This is a genomic window from Duganella sp. CF458 (assembly GCF_900113115.1).
Lineage (GTDB): Bacteria > Pseudomonadota > Gammaproteobacteria > Burkholderiales > Burkholderiaceae_D > Rugamonas.
Window position 1 is genome coordinate 47,118 of the sequence record NZ_FOOF01000010.1, and the last position, 16,728, is coordinate 63,845.

Here is a 16,728-nt window from a genome sequence, read left to right on the forward strand (position 1 = left end):
TTCAAACGCCTTTCAGGCAAATGCCATGCGAATACTGTTAGTGGAAGACCACACCGAATTACAACACTGGCTTTCCAAAGCCCTGCGCGATGCCAACCTTTCAGTCGAATGCGCCGATAACGGTGCCGACGCCGACTCGTTGCTGCTGACCCAGGACTATGCCCTGGTGATCCTCGACCTGACCCTGCCCCGCATGGACGGACTGGAAGTGCTGAAACGCCTGCGCGCGCGCGGCGGCAAGACGCCCGTGTTGATCCTGACCGCGCGCGGCGGGCTGGAAGACCGCGTGCAGGGCCTGAATCTTGGGGCCGATGATTATCTCGCCAAGCCTTTCGAACTGGCCGAACTGGAAGCGCGCGTGAAGGCCTTGCTGCGCCGCAGCGCAGGCAACGAATCGCTGGTGTACGAATGCGGCGCGCTGCGTTTCGATACCGTCAGCCGCATGTTTTCCTATTTCGGCGAGAACCTGCAGCTCACGCCGCGCGAGCATGCGGTGCTGGAAGCGCTGATCACCAAAGGCGGCAAGCCGGTGGCGAAAGAAAGACTGTTCGACCAGGTGTTTTCGCTGGCCGATGATGCCAACCTCGACGCCATCGAGCTGTACATTCATCGCGTGCGCAAGAAGCTTGACCGCAAGGAGCCTGGTGCCGCCGCCATCACCACCTTGCGCGGCATCGGCTACCTGCTGCAGCCGGCCGAAGCGAAAGCCTGATGAAAGCCATGCTTGCCATGGGCAGCCTGCGCGGCCAGTTGCTGCGCTGGCTGCTGCTGCCGCTGGTCCTGCTGGAAATCATCAACACCATCTCCGTCTATTACAACGCGGTCGATGCGGCCGACATGGCTTACGACCGCTCGCTGCTGGCCTCCACCCGCGCGCTGGCGGAACGCGTCTCGGTGGAGAGCGGCAAGGTGGTGGTCGACGTGCCCTACGTTGCGCTGGACAGCTTTGAGACCGATACCCTGGGCCGCATCTACTACAAGGTCACCGGGATCAAGGGCGAAACGGTGTCCGGCTACGACGACCTGCCCGCAGTACCGGCAAATGTGCCGCGTTCCGAGAACTACCCCGCCCTGGTGCGCTTCTATCACGCCAACTACAACGGACAGCCGATCCGTATCGCGGCGCTGCTGCAGCCGGTGTATGACGACAATATGCGCGGCATCGCGCTGATCCAGGTCGGCGAGACGCTCGATGCGCGCAAAGGGCTGACACTGAAGATCCTGTACGACACCATTGCATGGCAATCCAGCGTGGTGCTGCTGGCGGGCTTGCTGGTGTGGTTCGCGGTCAAGCTGGTGCTACGCCCGTTGATGCGCTTGAAGCACGAGGTGGAATCGCGCGACGTCTCCGACCTGTCCGACCTCGATCCGGCGCTGGTGCATAAGGAAGTGCGGCCCCTGGTGCAGGCCATGAACGCCTCGACCACGCGCATCGCGGGCCTGATCGCCAGCCAGCGCCGCTTCATCGCCGACGCTTCGCACCAGCTGCGCACCCCGCTGACGGTGCTCAAGACCCAGGCCGAACTTGCGCAGCGCGAGTTGGAGCGGGCGGCATCGGCCTCGCCGGAGCTGCGCAATGTGGTGGCCAGCATGGCCGCCACGACCGACTCCACGGTGCACCTGGCGAACCGCCTGCTGATGCTGGCGCGCATCGAGCATGGCGAGAATCGCGAACCGGTGCCGGTGCCGATGCGCGAGACGGTGCAGCAAGTGGCGCTGGAACTGGCTTTGTCAGCTGTGAACCGGGGCATCGACCTTTCGCTGGAAGGCGAAGGAGAAGCCAGCGTCAATGGCCAGGCCTTGCTGCTGCACGAACTGGTGTCGAACCTGGTCGACAACGCCCTGCACTACACGCCGCGCGGTGGCAGCGTGGTGCTGCGCGTGATGCATGGCGAAGCGCAGGTGGTGCTGGAAGTGGAAGACAGCGGTCCCGGCATTCCGCCGGAAGACCGCGACCGCGTATTCTCCCCCTTTTATCGCGCAGCGTCGACCATGCAGGCCAATCCGGGCGGTTCCGGCCTGGGGCTGGCGATTGTGCGCGATATCGCTGTGCTGCACCATGCCGGGCTTGAACTCGACCAGGGTGCGGGCGGGCGCGGCTTGCTGGTGCGCGTCAGGTTCCCGCGCGCCACGCCTCCACCGGCAGCGTGATGGCAATGCGGGTGCCCGACGAGCAGTCCATCGCGAAGCTGCCGCCCAGGGCCTGCACCCGCTCGCGCATGCCCGCCAGGCCCACGCCCGCAGCGGTACGCGCGGGGTCGAAGCCGGTACCGTCGTCGGCTACCGCGATCCGCAAGGCGTCGCCGTGCCGCGCGACCTCCACGCTGGCCGTGCCGGCGCGGGCATGCTTCACTATATTCGACAGCGCTTCCTGCACGATGCGGTAGGCCGAGATTGCGGCATCGCCATCGAGCCCGGCGAAATCGCCCTCGGTGCGCAACGAGAAACGGCAAGCAGGATGGCTGCTGCCGACCTGGCGCAGCATTTCTTCCAGCGCACCCTGCAGGCCAAGCATGTCGAGCATCTCCGGCCGCAAGCGGCGCACCAGTGTGCGGCCGCTGTTGTACAAGCCCAGGGCCAGCTTGGTGATCGCCTGCGCCTTGTCGCGAACCTGCTCCGCTGGTTCGGCCGGCTGCAGCGCGACGGCCAGGCCCGCAATCTGCTGCGCCTCCAGCCGCACCGCAATCAGCGTCGCATTCAATTCATCGTGGATCTCCAACGCGATGGCCTTGCGTTCATCTTCCACCGCAGTGGTCACGCGCTGCAGCAGGCGACGCTTCTCCGCATCCGCAGCGCGTACCGCCTGCATCGATGCCTGCAGCGACGAGGCAAACCCGCTGGTCATCTGCCAAGCCAGCGCCGCGCACGCGAGCAACCCGGCCAGCGCCACGGCCAATTCGAGCTGGAAGCGCGAGCGCGCCTTGCGCAGCAGGGCCGTCGGCGACATCCGAACCTGCACGTATCCCATCGTGCCCACATTGCGATTGCCGCCCCCGGTCACGTACAGCAAGCGCTTATGCACTGCCGCTTCGTAATAGCGCGCCTCGGGCATCGCGTCACCGCGCGGCGCGACTTCCAGCAGCGGCTTGCGCTCCGCATCGAGCAGGGTCACGCGATTGATCGCACTGTCGGTCTGCAGCATGCCGTTGATCGTTACCCGCAGCTCGTCGAACTGCCCGTGCACCAGGCTGATCTCGCTGCTCGCCACCAGCGCGCTGGCCAGTAGCTGCCCGCGCTCCGCCAGCTCCGCATGGACCTCGGACTGGCGCGACTGGTAGTTGTACCAGGTGAGCGTCGCAAACAAGGCCAGCACGGGCAACAAGGTAATCGCCAGCAGCCGCGCGCGCGTGCCGGGGCGCCATTTGGCCCGCATCAGGCTTGCAGCACGCCGTGGCGCACCGCCAGGCGGGTGATGTCGGCCGCGCGTTCAACGCCCAGCTTGTCCTTGATCGACTGGCTGGAATTGCTGATCGTCTTGCTGGAGACGCCGAGCTTATCGGCGATTTCCGCGTTGGTCAGGCCTTCCGCCATCAGCTTGAAGATTTCCAGCGAACGTTCATCGAGCAGGGCCTGCGGCGATTGCTCGCCGAGCACCGACAGGCTGGCCAGTCGCTCCGCGATGGCGGGCATGAAATACAGCTCGCCTTGCGAAGCTCGCTGCACGGCGGTGAAAAGCTCGGACGGGTCGCAGTCTTTCGTCACCAGCGCGCGCGCCCCGATCCGGTAGGCCTCCTTGACCAGGGCGTCCTGGTCGAACTGGGTGAGGAAGATGATGTGCGCCTTGGGGGCCGCCGCCAGGATCTGGCGCGCGGCGTCAAGGCCCGTCATCTGCTCGCCGAAGCGCATATCGAGGATGGCAACATCCGGTGCCAGGGCCTGGTAAGCCTCGACCGCCTCGGTCGGCGTCCGGGCCTGAGCAACGACGTCCACGCCAAACCCGGCCAGTGCCATGGCAAAACCGCCCATGACGACGGGGTGATCATCTGCCAGCAGTACCTTGATCTTATTCATAGCATTCCTCGTTTCCAGATGATGGAAGGATACCACGCCAAGGGGTAGCAAGAAAAATTGCTTGCTTATTTCCATTGAATGGAAGAATATCTTGCCATGGACTGGCAATTCAGCCTACCAACAAGAAGAAAGGAGCATTTCCATGAACTTCGACACCTCCCGCAAAAACTACTCTGGGTTGGCGTTCGTCGCCGTCTTGCACCTGGTTGCCGCCGGTATCGCGCTGAAGAATTCGACGATCCTGATCACACGCGAGGAACCGATTCTGGTGGAGTATTACCCCGACCCGCAGATGCCTGAGCCGAAAGTCTTGCCGCCAAAGGTGCCCGACATTCCGCCGACAAAGTTGCCGGTGATCACGCCGCCCGAATTCCCCATCCTGGAGATAGCGCCGGTCGATCCGCCGATCACCACCGTGCCGCCCGATGGCCCGCCGCGTGAGAAAACGTTGCCCGGCCCGTCAGGTCCCGGCCCCAAAGGCGATCCAGTCGAACCTGCGCGCCGCCAGCCGGTGAACGTGGCCGCGGTGATCGACGCGGCAAGCTGCGCCAAGCCCGCCTACCCTGCGGCAGCGCTGCGCAACGGCGATGAAGGCACGGTCACTCTGGCCTTCCTGATTGGCAAAGACGGCCACGTGGCCAGCGCCAAGGTTGAGCGCACCAGCGGCCACCGCGACCTGGACCGCGCTGCCATGCAAGGCCTCTCGATGTGCGCCTTCAAGCCCGGCACCATCGACGGCGTGGCGCAGGAATCGTGGGCCCGCATGCAATACGCCTGGCGTCTCGACGAGTGAGCAATAGAGCGCGGCAGTAAGGCGAATTCCCCTATCATGCGCCGGTTAACCATGTGGTTGCCGGCGCATGCTCTATGTTCATCAAGCTTTCTTTCCGCCAATTACTTCTCGGCGTCTTCCTGCTGATCGCCCTGCTGCTCAGCGCCACCTCGATCCAGGCCTTGTTGACATTGGACCGGCTGGCCGCTGAAAGCCGCGACGTCGGCCAGCACGCCGTGGTGCTGACCGCGAACGTGCAACGCCTGGCCGAACGCAGCGTGGCCATGGAGCGCAGCGCGCGCCAGTTCCTGGTGCTGGACGATCCCGCCTTCCGCGACCGCTACGCCGCCGCATGGCGCGATGGCGAAGCTGCGCTGGCCGCGCTGTCGGCCGGTCTGCCCTCCGTGCCCAAGGCCAGTTTCGCCGCCTGGCGCGACCAGGGCGAGCAAGCCTGGCACGCGCTGCAGGCGCCGAACACCAAACGCACGCAACGCCAGCAAATGCTGAACGTCGCGCTGGCCGGCCTGTCCCCGATCAATGAAGAACTGGCGGACGAAGTCAAACGCGAAGTCGACCAGCGCAACCAGCGCATCCTGCTTGGCCTGGAACACCGCCGCAGCGTGCTGGCCGGGCAACTGCTTGCCTCCATCAGCCTTGCCGCCGCACTGGCACTCGGCTGCGGCATGTGGCTGGCGCGCCCGCTCGCGCAGATCGAAGGCGCCATCGATCGCCTGGGCGGCAACCGCTACGACCAGCCGATCGACGTCGAGGGCCCCGACGACTTGCGCCGCCTTGGCCAGCAACTGAATTGGCTGCGCCAGCGCCTGGCCAGCCTGGAGGCCGACAAATCGCGTTTCCTGCGCCATATCTCGCACGAGCTGAAAACCCCGCTGGCCGCGCTGGTGGAAGGCGTGGCACTGCTGGAAGATGAAGTAGCCGGCACGCTGACGCCAAACCAGCGCGAGGTGGCCGGCATCCTGCGCCAGAATACGGCCTCGCTGCAAAACCAGATCGAAGACCTGCTGCGCTATAACACCGCCACCTTCGCCGCCCAGCACCTGCAGCGCCAGCCCACCGATATTGCCGCCCTGCTGCGCGACACCGTCGATGCCCAGCGCCTGCAATGGCAGGCGCGCCGCCTGGACGTTTCGCTGGAAGGCAGCGCCCCGACGATCTCGGCCGACCCGGGCAAGCTCGCCATCGCAACCAGCAACCTGTTGACAAACGCCGTGCGCTACAGCCCCGAAGGCGGGGCCGTGCGTTTCGTCATCGGCGAACAGGCCGGCACGCTGGCCATCGATTGCATCGACCAGGGTCCCGGCGTGGCGCCGGAAGATGCGGCCCATATTTTCGAACCCTTCTACCAGGGGATGCGCCAGCCGCCCGGCGCGCGGCGCGGCAACGGCGTCGGCCTGTCCATCGTGCTCGAATACGTCAGCGCCCACGGCGGATCGCTGCAATTGCTGCCGGCCCACTCCGGCGCTCACTTCCGGATTGAACTGCCCTATGAACATTAAAGCCCTGCCTTTGCTGCTGCTCATGACGCTCGCCGCCTGCGCGCAACGGCAGCCCATCACGCCGGCACTGCCGCCATTGCCGCCGCCGCCCGCCCCCGCGCCGTTGACGCTGCTGGTCGCGCCGCAAGACGAAGTTGCTCCGCTGCTGGCCTATCACCAGTCGCTGCGCCGCATGACGCAGGGCGAGCTGCTGAAAGAATTAAGCAATCTGTCGCAGCAGCAGAAAACCCCCAAGGTGCTGCTGCAATCGGCCATGGTGCTATCGCTCACGCGCGGCAGTGGCGACCTGGCAAAGGCCCAGGCGCAATTCGATATCGTCGCCACCGCGCCGGAGCCGGAAGCGCAAGGTTTGCGGCAACTGGCGCAACTGCTGTCGGCACAATGCGCCGACACGCGCCGCCTGGTCGACGACGGCGACCGCTTGCGCGCGCAATTGAAAGACAACCAACGCAAGAACGAACAATTGAACGAAACCCTGGAAGCGCTGAAAGAAATCGAGCGCGGCCTGCCTGCGAGAGCCAGTAAATGATTACCGAAATGCGCGCACCAATCTCCCCCCGCCTGCTGCTGGTCGACGACGACAGCGACCTTTTGCGCCTGCTTTCAATGCGCCTGAGCGCCAACGGCTACCAGGTCACCGCCGTCGGCAGCGCCGAGGCCGCGCTGGCCAACCTCTCGATTGCCCTGCCCGCGCTGGTGATCAGCGACGTGCGGCTGCCAGAGCGCGACGGCATGTCCCTGTTCCAGCAGATCCGCAACCAGCACCCCGCGCTGCCGGTCATCCTGCTGACCGCCCATGGCACCATACCCGACGCGGTGGAGGCCACCTCGCTTGGCGCCTACGCCTACCTGACCAAACCCTTCGACGCCAAGGTGCTGCTGGAGCGCATCGGCCAGGCATTGAGCGTGGCGGCACCACAGGCGGCGCCGGACGCGGGCAGCGGCGCGTGGCGCGCCGATATCATCAGCCGTAGCCGCGTCATGGAAGAAGTGCTGCACGAAGCGCAACTGGTCGCCGCGTCCGACGCCAGCGTATTGATACGCGGCGAAAGCGGCACCGGCAAGGAACTGCTGGCGCGCGCCATCCACCGCGCCAGCCGGCGTGCCGCAGCACCCTTCATCGCTGTCAACTGCGGCGCGATCCCCGAGCAATTGCTCGAGTCCGAACTGTTCGGCCATGTAAAAGGCGCCTTCACCGGCGCTGTCGCCAGCCGTGAAGGCCTGCTGCAAGCGGCGGATGGCGGCACGCTCTTCCTCGACGAGATCGGCGATATGCCGCTGCTGCTGCAAGTGAAGCTGCTGCGGGTGCTGCAGGAACGCGTGGTGCGCCAGGTCGGCTCGGACCACGGCCGCCCGGTCAATGTGCGCGTGCTGTCCGCCACCCACCGCGACCTGGAAGCAGCCATGCTGGAAGGCCAATTCCGCGAAGACTTGTATTACCGCCTCAACGTGATCACGCTTACCCTGCCCTCGCTGGCGGACCGGCGCGAAGACATCGGCCTGCTGGCCACGCGCTTCCTGCACATGCTGGCCGACAAATACGGCAAGACCGTCAACGGCTTTGCGCCTGAAGCGTTGGAGGCATTGTCGCGCGCGTCCTGGCCCGGCAACGTGCGCCAACTCTACAACGTGGTGGAACATGCCTGCGCCCTGGCCACCGCGCCGCTGGTGCCGCTGTCGCTGGTGCAGCGTGCGCTGCGCGTGCCCGCGCTGGAAGTGCTCAGCTATACGGAAGCCAAGCAGCGCTTCGAACGCAATTACCTGGTGCAGCTGCTCAAGCTCACCGACGGCAACGTGGCCGACGCCGCGCGCCTGGCGGAACGCAACCGGACCGAGTTCTACCGCCTGCTGCAAAAGCATGAATTGAACGCCGCGCAGTTCCGCAATGACCCTGTCGTCGAGGGGCGACAGCCATAAAGCCCGTCAAATCAAGACCTTGCGCCCAGGGCCTCGATTCCTGTCGCCATGCAGCGACAAACTTCATGTTGCCGCACAGCTAAGTCATTGATTTCTCTACATGGCACGCGCCTTGCAATGCAAAGGACAACGCACCAGCGTTGACTGCCAACTTAACAATGGAGAGATAGACCATGAAGGATTCCAAACTGATCGCAGGCCTGTTCGCAGCAGCAGCATTCGCCCTCGCCTCGCTGTCCGCGCATGCGCAGCAAGAAGGCGCCATGGCCGGTGCCGCCATCGCCACCGCCGATTCCTCGCTGCAGGCCAAGGTCAAGGCTGCCCTCTCGGACCAGAAAGAGATCATCGTGTCGGCCAACCAGGGCGTCGTGGTCCTGAGCGGCACTGTGCCAAACTCCGATGCCGGCGCCAAGGCGATCCAGGCGGCATCCGCCGTGGCCGGAGTGAAGGAAGTGAAGAGTGAGCTAACTGTCGCCGGCAAGTAATGCCTTTGCTGCAGTAGTACCTCCCTTATCGGGCGACCTGGTGTCGCCCGTTTTTTTCCGGGCTTCGGCCATCCGCAACAACAGGCGCAGCCCGATCCTGTCGGTCCAGTTGAAGTTATTCTGCAGAACCACCACCGCCGTCCGCGTCTGCGCATCGATGCCGATGTAAGCGGTATAGCCGGCCACCAGCCCGATCTGGTGGGCAATCTTGTGGCCATCGATCTGGTCGACGAACCAGGCGCTTGCCGCGGCCTCGGTCTTGCGCTCGTATTGGACTGTCAGCGTCTCGCGCAGGCCTGCATCGAGCAGGCTGTTACCGGTCGCAGACAAGTGCGCATTCGCGTAAGCCAGCAGGTCGCGCGCGTTGGAATAGACTGCCGCCGAGCCGCTCATGATGTCGGTGAACTGCCAGTCCGGGACCAGCGTTCCGCGCCGGATGAACTTGGGCTGGTCGCCTGCGTGACCCAGCGCCCGTTCGCCATAGCCCGGCAATTCCTGCGGCACGTATCCTGTACTTTGCAGGTGTAGCGGATCGAGTACTTTCTCGTGCACCAGCGCATCGACCTTCTTGCCGGTCTTCAGTTCCAGCACATATCCGAGCACGCCGTAGCCGATGTTCGAGTACTGCGGCACGCCGCCATTATGCTTCTTGAACGTCGTCAGGTACTCCAGCAGATAGGGCCGGTCGAAATGGCGGTAGAAGCTTTTGCCGGTAAACAGATACTCCAGAAAATAGAGCAAGGTCCGTTCCGTCATCGGCTGGCGCGGCAGGCCGGCGGTATGCGTGACGAGCTGGCGCAAGGTGATGCGCTTGGCATCCGCGCTCAGTTGCACCTCCGGCGGCAGCAGCGATTCGAGGGTATCCTCCCAATGCAGCACGCCCTCTTGCACCAACACCGACGTTGTCGCCGCCAGGAAGCCTTTGCTCAGCGAACCGACTGCGAACAAGGTATCCCCATCGGGCTGGTGCCCGTTCTCCTGGTGCGTCGTGCCGAAGCCGAAGAACTGCTGTTTTCCATCAGGCGTCAGCACGCCCACCACCAGTCCGGTCGTTTCCCGGGAATCGATCATCGGCTGCGCCATGCCGGCGACTTCGGCGCCGATGTCGCCGCTCAGCGCGAGCCGCTGGGCGGCGCTGGAATCAGTGTCCAGCTGGGTATCGGACAAGGTGCCGCATCCGGCCAGAACGAATGCGATGCCGGCCAAACAAAGAATGCGAAACCAGTTCAATTTGAGCAATGATGTATTCTAATTGGAAACAATTATATCAAAACTTAATGATCTCCCCGTTTGGACGAGCTCAAAGAAAATGGCCCCAGCGGGGCCATTTGAGTTCCGGTTGCCGGGAAAATCAGGCGAGGTTCTCGAGGCGGATCTTGGTGACGTTGCCCACCACGCTGGTCAGCTTTTCGATTTTCTCGATGGCGGCCACCACGTTTTTCTCCTGCGTCTGGTGCGTCAGCAGGATGATGTCGGTGTGCGTTTCGCCCTCCGCAGGTTCCTTTTGCATCATCGCGTCGATGGAGATCGATGCGTCGGCCAGGATACGGGTCAGTTCCGCCAGCACGCCCGGACGGTCGGCCACCGTCATGCGCAGGTAGTAGCTGGTGGTGATCTCGGACATCGGCAGGATCTTGATGTCGGTCATCGCGTTCGGCTGGAAGGCCAGGTGCGGCACGCGGTGCTCGGGGTCGGCCGTCGCCAGGCGGGTGATGTCGACCAGGTCGGCGATCACGGCGGAAGCGGTCGGTTCGGGGCCGGCGCCTTTGCCGTAATACATGGTGGCGCCAATCGCGTCACCCTGGACCAGCACTGCATTCATCGCACCTTCCACGTTGGCGATCAGGCGCTTGGCCGGGATCAGGGTCGGGTGCACGCGCAGTTCGATGCCCTCGCCGCCGTTCACTTGCGCGCGGCGTGCGATGCCCAGCAGCTTGATGCGGTAGCCCAGTTGTTCGGCATACTTGATGTCGATCGCCTGCAGCTTGGTGATGCCCTCGATATGGGCTTTGTCGAACTGCACCGGAATGCCGAAGGCGATTGCCGACAGGATGGTCGCCTTGTGCGCCGCGTCCACGCCTTCGATATCGAAGGTCGGATCGGCTTCGGCATAACCCAGGCGCTGCGCTTCCTTCAGCACGGTGGCGAAGTCCAGGCCCTTGTCGCGCATCTCGGACAGGATGAAGTTGGTGGTTCCGTTGATGATGCCGGCGATCCATTCGATGCGGTTGGCGGTCAGGCCTTCACGCAGCGCCTTGATGATCGGGATGCCGCCCGCCACAGCCGCTTCGAAGGCCACCATCACGCCTTTGGCCTGGGCTGCGGCAAAGATCTCGGTGCCGTGCATCGCCAGCAGCGCCTTGTTGGCGGTGACCACGTGCTTGCCGTTGGCGATGGCCTGCATCACCAGTTCCTTGGCGGTGCCATAGCCGCCAATCAGCTCCACGACGATATCGATTTCCGGATCATTGACGATCGCGAACGGGTCTGCCACTACCCTGCACTGGCCTTCGGTGCGCTCTTTTGCGCGCTCCAGGTTGCGGGCCGATACGGCCACAATCTCGATGCCGCGGCCGGCGCGGCGGCGGATCTCTTCCTGGTTGCGCCGCAATACACTGAACGTCCCGGCGCCTACATTGCCTACGCCCAGCAAACCTACTTTAATCGATTTCATCTTTTAATCCCTGGTTTTGTTAGCTGTGCCCGTGCCGTTTTCGGTAGCCTTCCATGAAGCGCGCGATGCGGCCGAATGCATCTTCCATATCGTCCGAGTTCGGCAGGAACACCACACGGAAGTGGTCCGGGCTATGCCAGTTGAAGCCGGTGCCCTGCACGATAAGGACCTTGGTTTCTTCCAGCAGTTCATAGGCGAATTGCTGGTCGTCCGCGATCGGGTAGATCTTCGGATCGAGGCGGGGGAACATATACAGTGCAGCTTTTGGCTTGACCACGCTGACACCCGGAATCTCGGACAGCAGCTTGTATGCAAGGTCGCGCTGCTTGAGCAGGCGCCCGCCAGGGGCCACCAGGTCATTGATGCTCTGGTAGCCGCCGAGCGCAGTCTGGATCGCAAACTGCCCCGGAGCGTTGGCGCAAAGGCGCATCGAAGCCAGCATGTTCAGGCCCCAGATGTAATCCTTCGCATATTTCTTGTTTTCGCCCGACAGCACCATCCAGCCGGCGCGATAGCCGCAGGAACGGTAGCTCTTGGACAGGCCGTTGAAGGTTACGCAGAACACGTCGTCGCACAGCGCGGCGATCGAGGTGTGGGTGACGCCGTCATACAGCACCTTGTCGTAGATTTCGTCGGCGTAGATGATCAGCTGGTGCTGGCGCGCCAGTTCGATAATCTGCAGCAGCACGTCGTCCGGATACAGCGCCCCGGTCGGGTTGTTCGGGTTGATGACGACGATCGCCTTGGTGTTCGGCGTGATCTTCTTGCGCATGTCGTCGATGTCCGGGAACCAGTCCTGCTGTTCGTCGCAGACGTAGTGCACCGGTCTCCCGCCGGACAGGCTGACCGCCGCCGTCCACAACGGATAGTCCGGCGCCGGCACCAGCACCTCGTCGCCGTTGTTCAGCAGCGCATTCATGGACATCACGATCAGCTCGGACGCGCCGTTGCCCAGGTAAATGTCGTCCATGGTGACATTGGCGACTTTTTTCTGCTGGGTGTAATGCATCACCGCCTTGCGCGGCGCGAACAAGCCTTTGGAATCGGTATAACCCGCCGCGTTGGGCAGGTTGACGATCATGTCGTGGACAATTTCGTCGGGCGGATCGAAACCGAACGGCTGCATATTGCCGATGTTCAGTTTGATGATCTTGTGGCCCTCTTCTTCCATCAGGCGGGCCTTCTCCGGCACAGGGCCGCGGATCTCGTAACAAATCTCGTTAAGCTTGTTGGATTTCTGAACCGGACGCAAAATCAATCCCTTACGTATAAATGCTGCATTGCGAAAATGCCCATTCTGCCGAATTAAATTGGTTTAATCAACCATCGATATGCGCAAAACGTTACAATAAGATCTCTATTGTATTTAAATATAGCGAAAAGTTATGAAGCTCCACTCCAGCACCACCGGCCAGTACCAGACCGTTTCCGGTTATTTCGCAGGTGGAGTCGAGATCAACGGCCGGCCTTTCGACTACAGCCTGCTGGTGCTGCCGGAACGCGCACCGCGCCCCTGGCCGGTGGCGAAATTCGAGGAACTGACGGTCGAACACTTCGAACAACTGCTGGCCGAACAGCCGGATGTGGTCATCCTCGGCACCGGCGAGCGCCAGCGCTTTGTCCATCCACGCCTGGCCGCGCCGCTGATCGGCAAGCAGATCGGCGTTGAATGCATGGACACCAATGCCGCCTGCCGCACCTACAACATCCTGATGGGCGAAGGCCGCAAAGCCCTGCTGGCATTGATCATTGAAAAATAACACTTTGCTCCCATATAAACGCGCATGAGCCAAACCATCCCCGACTTCAGCGCCGCCATGACCAGCGGCCAAACCTTCCAGCTTTCGGGCCGTCCCGCCAAATCCACCGTGCTGTTCTTCTACCCCAAGGACAACACCCCGGGCTGCACCACCGAGAACATGGCCTTCCGCGACCTGCATGACCAGTTCAGCGCAGCCGGTGCTGAAATTTATGGCATCAGCCGCGATTCGCTGCGTTCGCACGAAAACTTCAAGGCGAAACTGGGCCTGCCGTTCGAACTGATCTCCGATCCGGACGAAGCGGTATGCCTGGCCTTCAATGTCATGAAGATGAAAAAAATGTACGGTAAAGATGTACGCGGCGTTGAACGCAGCACGTTTGTGATTGACGCAAAAGGCCGATTGGTGAAAGAATGGAGAGGCGTGAAAGTACCAGGTCACGTCGATGAAGTGCTGGAATTCGTGGCAAACCTGGGCTGATGGCAAGGCCCTCGCTGCGAATGTGTTAGCTCAACGGGAGCTTGTCATTTGAACGTGTCAGCCAGATTTTGAGTCGAGTAAGTCCTTCCACCCACTGTCCCCGGTGGCATGCCCACCGGCTTTCGGGCGACGCAGACGCCCGCCAGGCATCCTTTAGTTTTTCCGAACCACCCCACAGTTCATCCATGCCGGGCAATCGCCCCCGCGTGGATGCATCTTTTTTAGATTGAGATCCTGATGCCACTGCCAAAACTGCCTAGCAAGCCAGCCACCCTGCTGCTGGCTAAAGACTACCCGAAGGCCAGCGGAGCAAATCCGGTTCCCTTCCCTACTGAAGAAAAGGCAGCACCCGCGCCGAAGAAAGCGGCGCCCAAGACTGCTGCCAAAGCAGTAAAAGAACCGGTCGCGAAAAAGACCGCAGCCAAGAAGGCGCCTGCCCTGAAGGCCGTCAAGCTGCCGGACGACGTGCCGGCGCCACCACGCACCAAGGCTGCGCCGCAAGCCCGCGCCAAAGTCACGCCGATCAAGGCCGATGCGCCGCACCCGGCAAAACACAAAGCCCACGAAGTGGTGCTCAAGTCCGCCTCCAGCCGCAAAGCTGATGTGCTGGGCAGCACCAAGCTGTTCGTGCTCGACACCAATGTGCTGATGCACGACCCGTCCTCGCTGTTCCGCTTCGAGGAGCACGATGTCTTCCTGCCGATGATGACGTTGGAAGAATTGGACAACCACAAGAAAGGCATGACCGAAGTCGCCCGTAATGCGCGCCAGGTATCGCGTACGCTGGATGCCTTGATCAGCAACACGGAAGACGACGACATGGAAACCGGCATCCCGCTGAACAAGCTGGGGAACAAGGATGCCAAGGGCCACCTGTACTTCCAGACCAAGGTGCAGGTTGCCGACCTGCCGGAAGGCCTGCCGCAAGGTAAGGCCGACAACCAGATCCTGGCCGTGGTGCGCTCGTTGGAAGCCGAGCAGCCAGGCCGCGCCGTGGTGCTGGTGTCGAAAGACATCAACATGCGCATCAAGGCGCGCGCCCTGGGCCTGCCGGCGGAAGACTATTTCAACGACCATGTGCTGGAAGACACCGACCTGCTGTACTCGGGCATCGTCCAGCTGCCGGACGATTTCTGGAACAAGCACGGCAAGGACATGGAGTCCTGGCAGGAGAACAAGCACGGCCAGTCCAGCACCTTCTACCGCGTGACCGGCCCGTTCATCCCGTCCCTGCTGGTGAACCAGTTCGTCTACCTGGAACCGAACAACGGCGAGTCGCCGTTCTACGCGCAGGTGAAGCAGATCAACGGCAAGACCGCCGTGCTGCAAACCCTGCGCGACTACTCGCACAACAAGAACAGCGTGTGGGGTGTGACTGCCCGCAACCGCGAGCAGAACTTCGCGCTGAACCTGTTGATGAACCCGGAGTGCGACTTCATCACCCTGCTGGGCCAGGCCGGTACCGGCAAGACCCTGCTCGCGCTGGCCGCCGGCCTGGCGCAGGTGCTGGAGACCAAGCTGTATAACGAGATCATCGTCACCCGCGTTACGGTGCCGGTGGGCGAAGACATCGGCTTCCTGCCGGGGACCGAGGAAGAGAAGATGGGTCCTTGGATGGGCGCCTTCGACGACAACCTGGAAGTGCTGAACAAGTCCGACGGCGAAGGCGGCGAATGGGGCCGTGCGGCGACGCAGGACCTGATTCGTTCGCGCATCAAGATCAAGTCGCTGAACTTCATGCGCGGCCGCACCTTCGTCAACAAATTCCTCATCATCGACGAGGCGCAGAACCTGACGCCGAAGCAGATGAAGACCCTGGTGACGCGCGCCGGCCCTGGCACCAAGATCCTGTGCCTGGGTAATATCGCCCAGATCGACACGCCTTACCTGACCGAAGGCTCGTCCGGCCTGACCTATGTGGTCGACCGCTTCAAGGGCTGGGCGCACAGCGGCCACGTAACGCTGGCACGCGGCGAGCGTTCCCGCCTGGCAGACCACGCGAGCGACGTGCTGTAATCCAGCCCGCTGCCGCCCACCAAGCCCCGCCAAGTGCGGGGCTTTTTTCTTGCGCTCTGGCTTCAATCAATATATGATTCATATATGTTTCATATATAAGGAAAAAAATGGGCATTGTGAACATCGAAGACGAATTGCACGACCAGATCCGCAAGGCGAGTGCGGTATCGTGCCGCTCCATCAACGCGCAAGCGGCCTTCTGGGTCAAGATCGGCATGCTGTGCGAAATGAATCCAACCTTGACCTTCAACGAGGTTGTGGCGCAGGAGTTGCGCGCGGCAGGTGTCGAAGTACCGCCGCTGCGGATAACGTCCGTATGACCAAGCGGCCGGAAGAAATCGCGCTAATGGCAGAAGCGGGCAGGCTGCTGGCAAGCGTGTTTGCATTCCTCGACAGAATCAGCCTTCACGGCAAGTCGACCATGCAGGTGAACGACATAGTGGACGACTTCATCGTGCATGAACTTAAAGCACGTCCGGCCAGCAAGGGACAGTACGGCTATGCCTACGCGCTGAACTCCTCGCGCAATAACGTCGTTTGCCATGGCGTCCCCTCACCCACGGAGATCATGCAGGACGGCGATATCGTGAACTTCGACATCACGCTCGAGAAGAACGGCTTCATTGCCGATTCAAGCAAGACCTATTTCGTCGGCAGCGTTTCGCCATCCGCCAAGCGCCTGGTGCAGGCGACCTATGAGGCCATGTGGAAGGGAATCAGGGCTGTCCGCCCCGGCGCCCAGCTTGGCGACATCGGCCACGCCATCGAGCGCCACGCGCGCCGCAGCGGCTACTCGGTAGTGCGGGATTATTGTGGCCACGGCATCGGGCGGAAAATGCACGAACCTCCCCAGGTGCTGCATTGGGGCCGGCCAAAGACCGGCCTTGTACTGCGCGAGGGCATGGTATTCACCATCGAGCCAATGCTCAACGAAGGTGATCACACGGTCCAGACCGAAGACGATGGCTGGACCGTCGTCACAAGGGATGGAAAGCTGTCCGCCCAGTTTGAACATACCGTGGCCGTCACCCGCAGCGGTGTTCAGGTACTGACCCTGAGGCCGGGAGAAAGACCGCTCAACTGAATTCGTCAATCA

The 16,728-nt window shown here is 62.5% G+C and carries 17 protein-coding genes; 12 read left to right on the forward strand and 5 right to left on the reverse strand.

Going from position 1 to position 16,728, the window contains the following annotated elements:
* The first annotated feature begins 25 nt into the window (after positions 1-25).
* Both BM269_RS16355 and BM269_RS16360 read left to right on the forward strand, forming a co-directional pair.
* Positions 26-712 (forward strand): response regulator, encoded by a 687-nt coding sequence (locus tag BM269_RS16355; protein WP_090438895.1) that lies wholly within the window; start codon positions 26-28, stop codon positions 710-712.
* The gene (locus tag BM269_RS16360) at positions 712-2,151 is read left to right on the forward strand and encodes a sensor histidine kinase (protein ID WP_090438898.1); all 1,440 of its coding nucleotides are present in this window, start codon (positions 712-714) and stop codon (positions 2,149-2,151) included. The genes BM269_RS16355 and BM269_RS16360 overlap by 1 nt, the downstream gene beginning before the upstream one ends.
* Here the strand turns inward: BM269_RS16360 and BM269_RS16365 are convergent.
* Together BM269_RS16365 and BM269_RS16370 are read right to left on the reverse strand one after the other, a co-directional pair.
* A complete protein-coding gene (locus BM269_RS16365; RefSeq protein ID WP_090438900.1) occupies positions 2,114-3,373 on the reverse strand; it encodes an ATP-binding protein in 1,260 nt (419 codons plus the stop codon). The genes BM269_RS16360 and BM269_RS16365 overlap by 38 nt on opposite strands.
* The gene (locus BM269_RS16370) at positions 3,373-4,011 is read right to left on the reverse strand and encodes a response regulator transcription factor (RefSeq protein WP_090438903.1); all 639 of its coding nucleotides are present in this window, start codon (positions 4,009-4,011) and stop codon (positions 3,373-3,375) included. The genes BM269_RS16365 and BM269_RS16370 overlap by 1 nt, the downstream gene beginning before the upstream one ends.
* 142 nt (positions 4,012-4,153) lie before the next feature.
* Between BM269_RS16370 and BM269_RS16375 the strand changes: the two genes are divergently transcribed.
* The 5 genes from BM269_RS16375 (at position 4,154) to BM269_RS16395 (ending at position 8,702) form a co-directional block, all read left to right on the forward strand.
* The gene (locus BM269_RS16375; RefSeq protein ID WP_090438906.1) at positions 4,154-4,804 is read left to right on the forward strand and encodes an energy transducer TonB; all 651 of its coding nucleotides are present in this window, start codon (positions 4,154-4,156) and stop codon (positions 4,802-4,804) included.
* A 74-nt stretch (positions 4,805-4,878) separates the two neighbouring features.
* Positions 4,879-6,300 (forward strand): HAMP domain-containing sensor histidine kinase, encoded by a 1,422-nt coding sequence (locus BM269_RS16380; RefSeq protein WP_090438909.1) that lies wholly within the window; start codon positions 4,879-4,881, stop codon positions 6,298-6,300.
* Positions 6,290-6,829, forward strand: coding sequence for a hypothetical protein (locus BM269_RS16385; RefSeq protein ID WP_090438911.1), 540 nt, complete (start codon positions 6,290-6,292; stop codon positions 6,827-6,829). The genes BM269_RS16380 and BM269_RS16385 overlap by 11 nt, the downstream gene beginning before the upstream one ends.
* Positions 6,826-8,217, forward strand: coding sequence for a sigma 54-interacting transcriptional regulator (locus BM269_RS16390; protein ID WP_229204682.1), 1,392 nt, complete (start codon positions 6,826-6,828; stop codon positions 8,215-8,217). Before BM269_RS16385 ends, BM269_RS16390 begins: the two co-directional genes overlap by 4 nt.
* A 173-nt stretch (positions 8,218-8,390) precedes the next feature.
* The gene (locus tag BM269_RS16395) at positions 8,391-8,702 is read left to right on the forward strand and encodes a BON domain-containing protein (protein WP_090438914.1); all 312 of its coding nucleotides are present in this window, start codon (positions 8,391-8,393) and stop codon (positions 8,700-8,702) included.
* Here BM269_RS16395 and BM269_RS16400 read toward each other — a convergent pair.
* The 3 genes from BM269_RS16400 to BM269_RS16410 all read right to left on the reverse strand — a co-directional run bounded on the left by BM269_RS16400 (position 8,682) and on the right by BM269_RS16410 (position 12,628).
* Entirely contained in the window at positions 8,682-9,908 is a 1,227-nt protein-coding gene (locus BM269_RS16400; protein ID WP_211482707.1) for a serine hydrolase domain-containing protein, read from the reverse strand. The two genes, BM269_RS16395 and BM269_RS16400, sit on opposite strands and share 21 nt — an antisense overlap.
* Before the next feature lie 145 nt (positions 9,909-10,053).
* The gene (locus tag BM269_RS16405) at positions 10,054-11,376 is read right to left on the reverse strand and encodes a homoserine dehydrogenase (RefSeq protein WP_090438917.1); all 1,323 of its coding nucleotides are present in this window, start codon (positions 11,374-11,376) and stop codon (positions 10,054-10,056) included.
* Positions 11,377-11,395: 19 nt separating this feature from the next.
* Positions 11,396-12,628, reverse strand: coding sequence for a pyridoxal phosphate-dependent aminotransferase (locus tag BM269_RS16410; protein WP_090439499.1), 1,233 nt, complete (start codon positions 12,626-12,628; stop codon positions 11,396-11,398).
* Between the two features lie 133 nt (positions 12,629-12,761).
* On the opposite strand from BM269_RS16410, the gene BM269_RS16415 reads away from it, so the two are divergent.
* From BM269_RS16415 to map, 5 genes are all read left to right on the forward strand, one after another.
* Entirely contained in the window at positions 12,762-13,136 is a 375-nt protein-coding gene (locus BM269_RS16415; RefSeq protein WP_090438919.1) for an Mth938-like domain-containing protein, read from the forward strand.
* 24 nt (positions 13,137-13,160) lie between these two features.
* Positions 13,161-13,616: a peroxiredoxin gene (locus tag BM269_RS16420; protein WP_090438922.1), complete on the forward strand. Its 456-nt coding sequence runs from the start codon at positions 13,161-13,163 to the stop codon at positions 13,614-13,616.
* 237 nt (positions 13,617-13,853) lie between these two features.
* Positions 13,854-15,632 carry a PhoH family protein gene (locus BM269_RS16425; RefSeq protein WP_090438925.1) on the forward strand — a complete coding sequence of 593 codons (1,779 nt, stop codon included), beginning with the start codon at positions 13,854-13,856 and terminating at the stop codon, positions 15,630-15,632.
* Positions 15,633-15,739: 107 nt separating this feature from the next.
* Positions 15,740-15,952 (forward strand): ParD-like family protein, encoded by a 213-nt coding sequence (locus BM269_RS16430; protein WP_090438928.1) that lies wholly within the window; start codon positions 15,740-15,742, stop codon positions 15,950-15,952.
* Positions 15,949-16,716, forward strand: coding sequence for a type I methionyl aminopeptidase (gene map / locus BM269_RS16435; protein WP_090438931.1), 768 nt, complete (start codon positions 15,949-15,951; stop codon positions 16,714-16,716). The genes BM269_RS16430 and map overlap by 4 nt, the downstream gene beginning before the upstream one ends.
* The last annotated feature ends 12 nt before the right edge of the window (positions 16,717-16,728 follow it).

What these genes read in the sequence shown, in the direction of transcription:
- BM269_RS16425 (WP_090438925.1), top strand. Translation starts at nt 13,854, where the DNA reads ATGCCACTGCCAAAACTGCCTAGCAAGCCAGCCACCCTGCTGCTGGCT.
- BM269_RS16415 (WP_090438919.1), top strand. Translation starts at nt 12,762, where the DNA reads ATGAAGCTCCACTCCAGCACCACCGGCCAGTACCAGACCGTTTCCGGT.
- BM269_RS16430 (WP_090438928.1), top strand. Translation starts at nt 15,740, where the DNA reads ATGGGCATTGTGAACATCGAAGACGAATTGCACGACCAGATCCGCAAG.
- BM269_RS16395 (WP_090438914.1), top strand. Translation starts at nt 8,391, where the DNA reads ATGAAGGATTCCAAACTGATCGCAGGCCTGTTCGCAGCAGCAGCATTC.
- BM269_RS16390 (WP_229204682.1), top strand. Translation starts at nt 6,826, where the DNA reads ATGATTACCGAAATGCGCGCACCAATCTCCCCCCGCCTGCTGCTGGTC.
- map (WP_090438931.1), top strand. Translation starts at nt 15,949, where the DNA reads ATGACCAAGCGGCCGGAAGAAATCGCGCTAATGGCAGAAGCGGGCAGG.
- BM269_RS16360 (WP_090438898.1), top strand. Translation starts at nt 712, where the DNA reads ATGAAAGCCATGCTTGCCATGGGCAGCCTGCGCGGCCAGTTGCTGCGC.
- BM269_RS16355 (WP_090438895.1), top strand. Translation starts at nt 26, where the DNA reads ATGCGAATACTGTTAGTGGAAGACCACACCGAATTACAACACTGGCTT.
- BM269_RS16385 (WP_090438911.1), top strand. Translation starts at nt 6,290, where the DNA reads ATGAACATTAAAGCCCTGCCTTTGCTGCTGCTCATGACGCTCGCCGCC.
- BM269_RS16370 (WP_090438903.1), bottom strand. Translation starts at nt 4,011, where the DNA reads ATGAATAAGATCAAGGTACTGCTGGCAGATGATCACCCCGTCGTCATG.
- BM269_RS16405 (WP_090438917.1), bottom strand. Translation starts at nt 11,376, where the DNA reads ATGAAATCGATTAAAGTAGGTTTGCTGGGCGTAGGCAATGTAGGCGCC.
- BM269_RS16420 (WP_090438922.1), top strand. Translation starts at nt 13,161, where the DNA reads ATGAGCCAAACCATCCCCGACTTCAGCGCCGCCATGACCAGCGGCCAA.
- BM269_RS16365 (WP_090438900.1), bottom strand. Translation starts at nt 3,373, where the DNA reads ATGCGGGCCAAATGGCGCCCCGGCACGCGCGCGCGGCTGCTGGCGATT.
- BM269_RS16375 (WP_090438906.1), top strand. Translation starts at nt 4,154, where the DNA reads ATGAACTTCGACACCTCCCGCAAAAACTACTCTGGGTTGGCGTTCGTC.
- BM269_RS16380 (WP_090438909.1), top strand. Translation starts at nt 4,879, where the DNA reads ATGTTCATCAAGCTTTCTTTCCGCCAATTACTTCTCGGCGTCTTCCTG.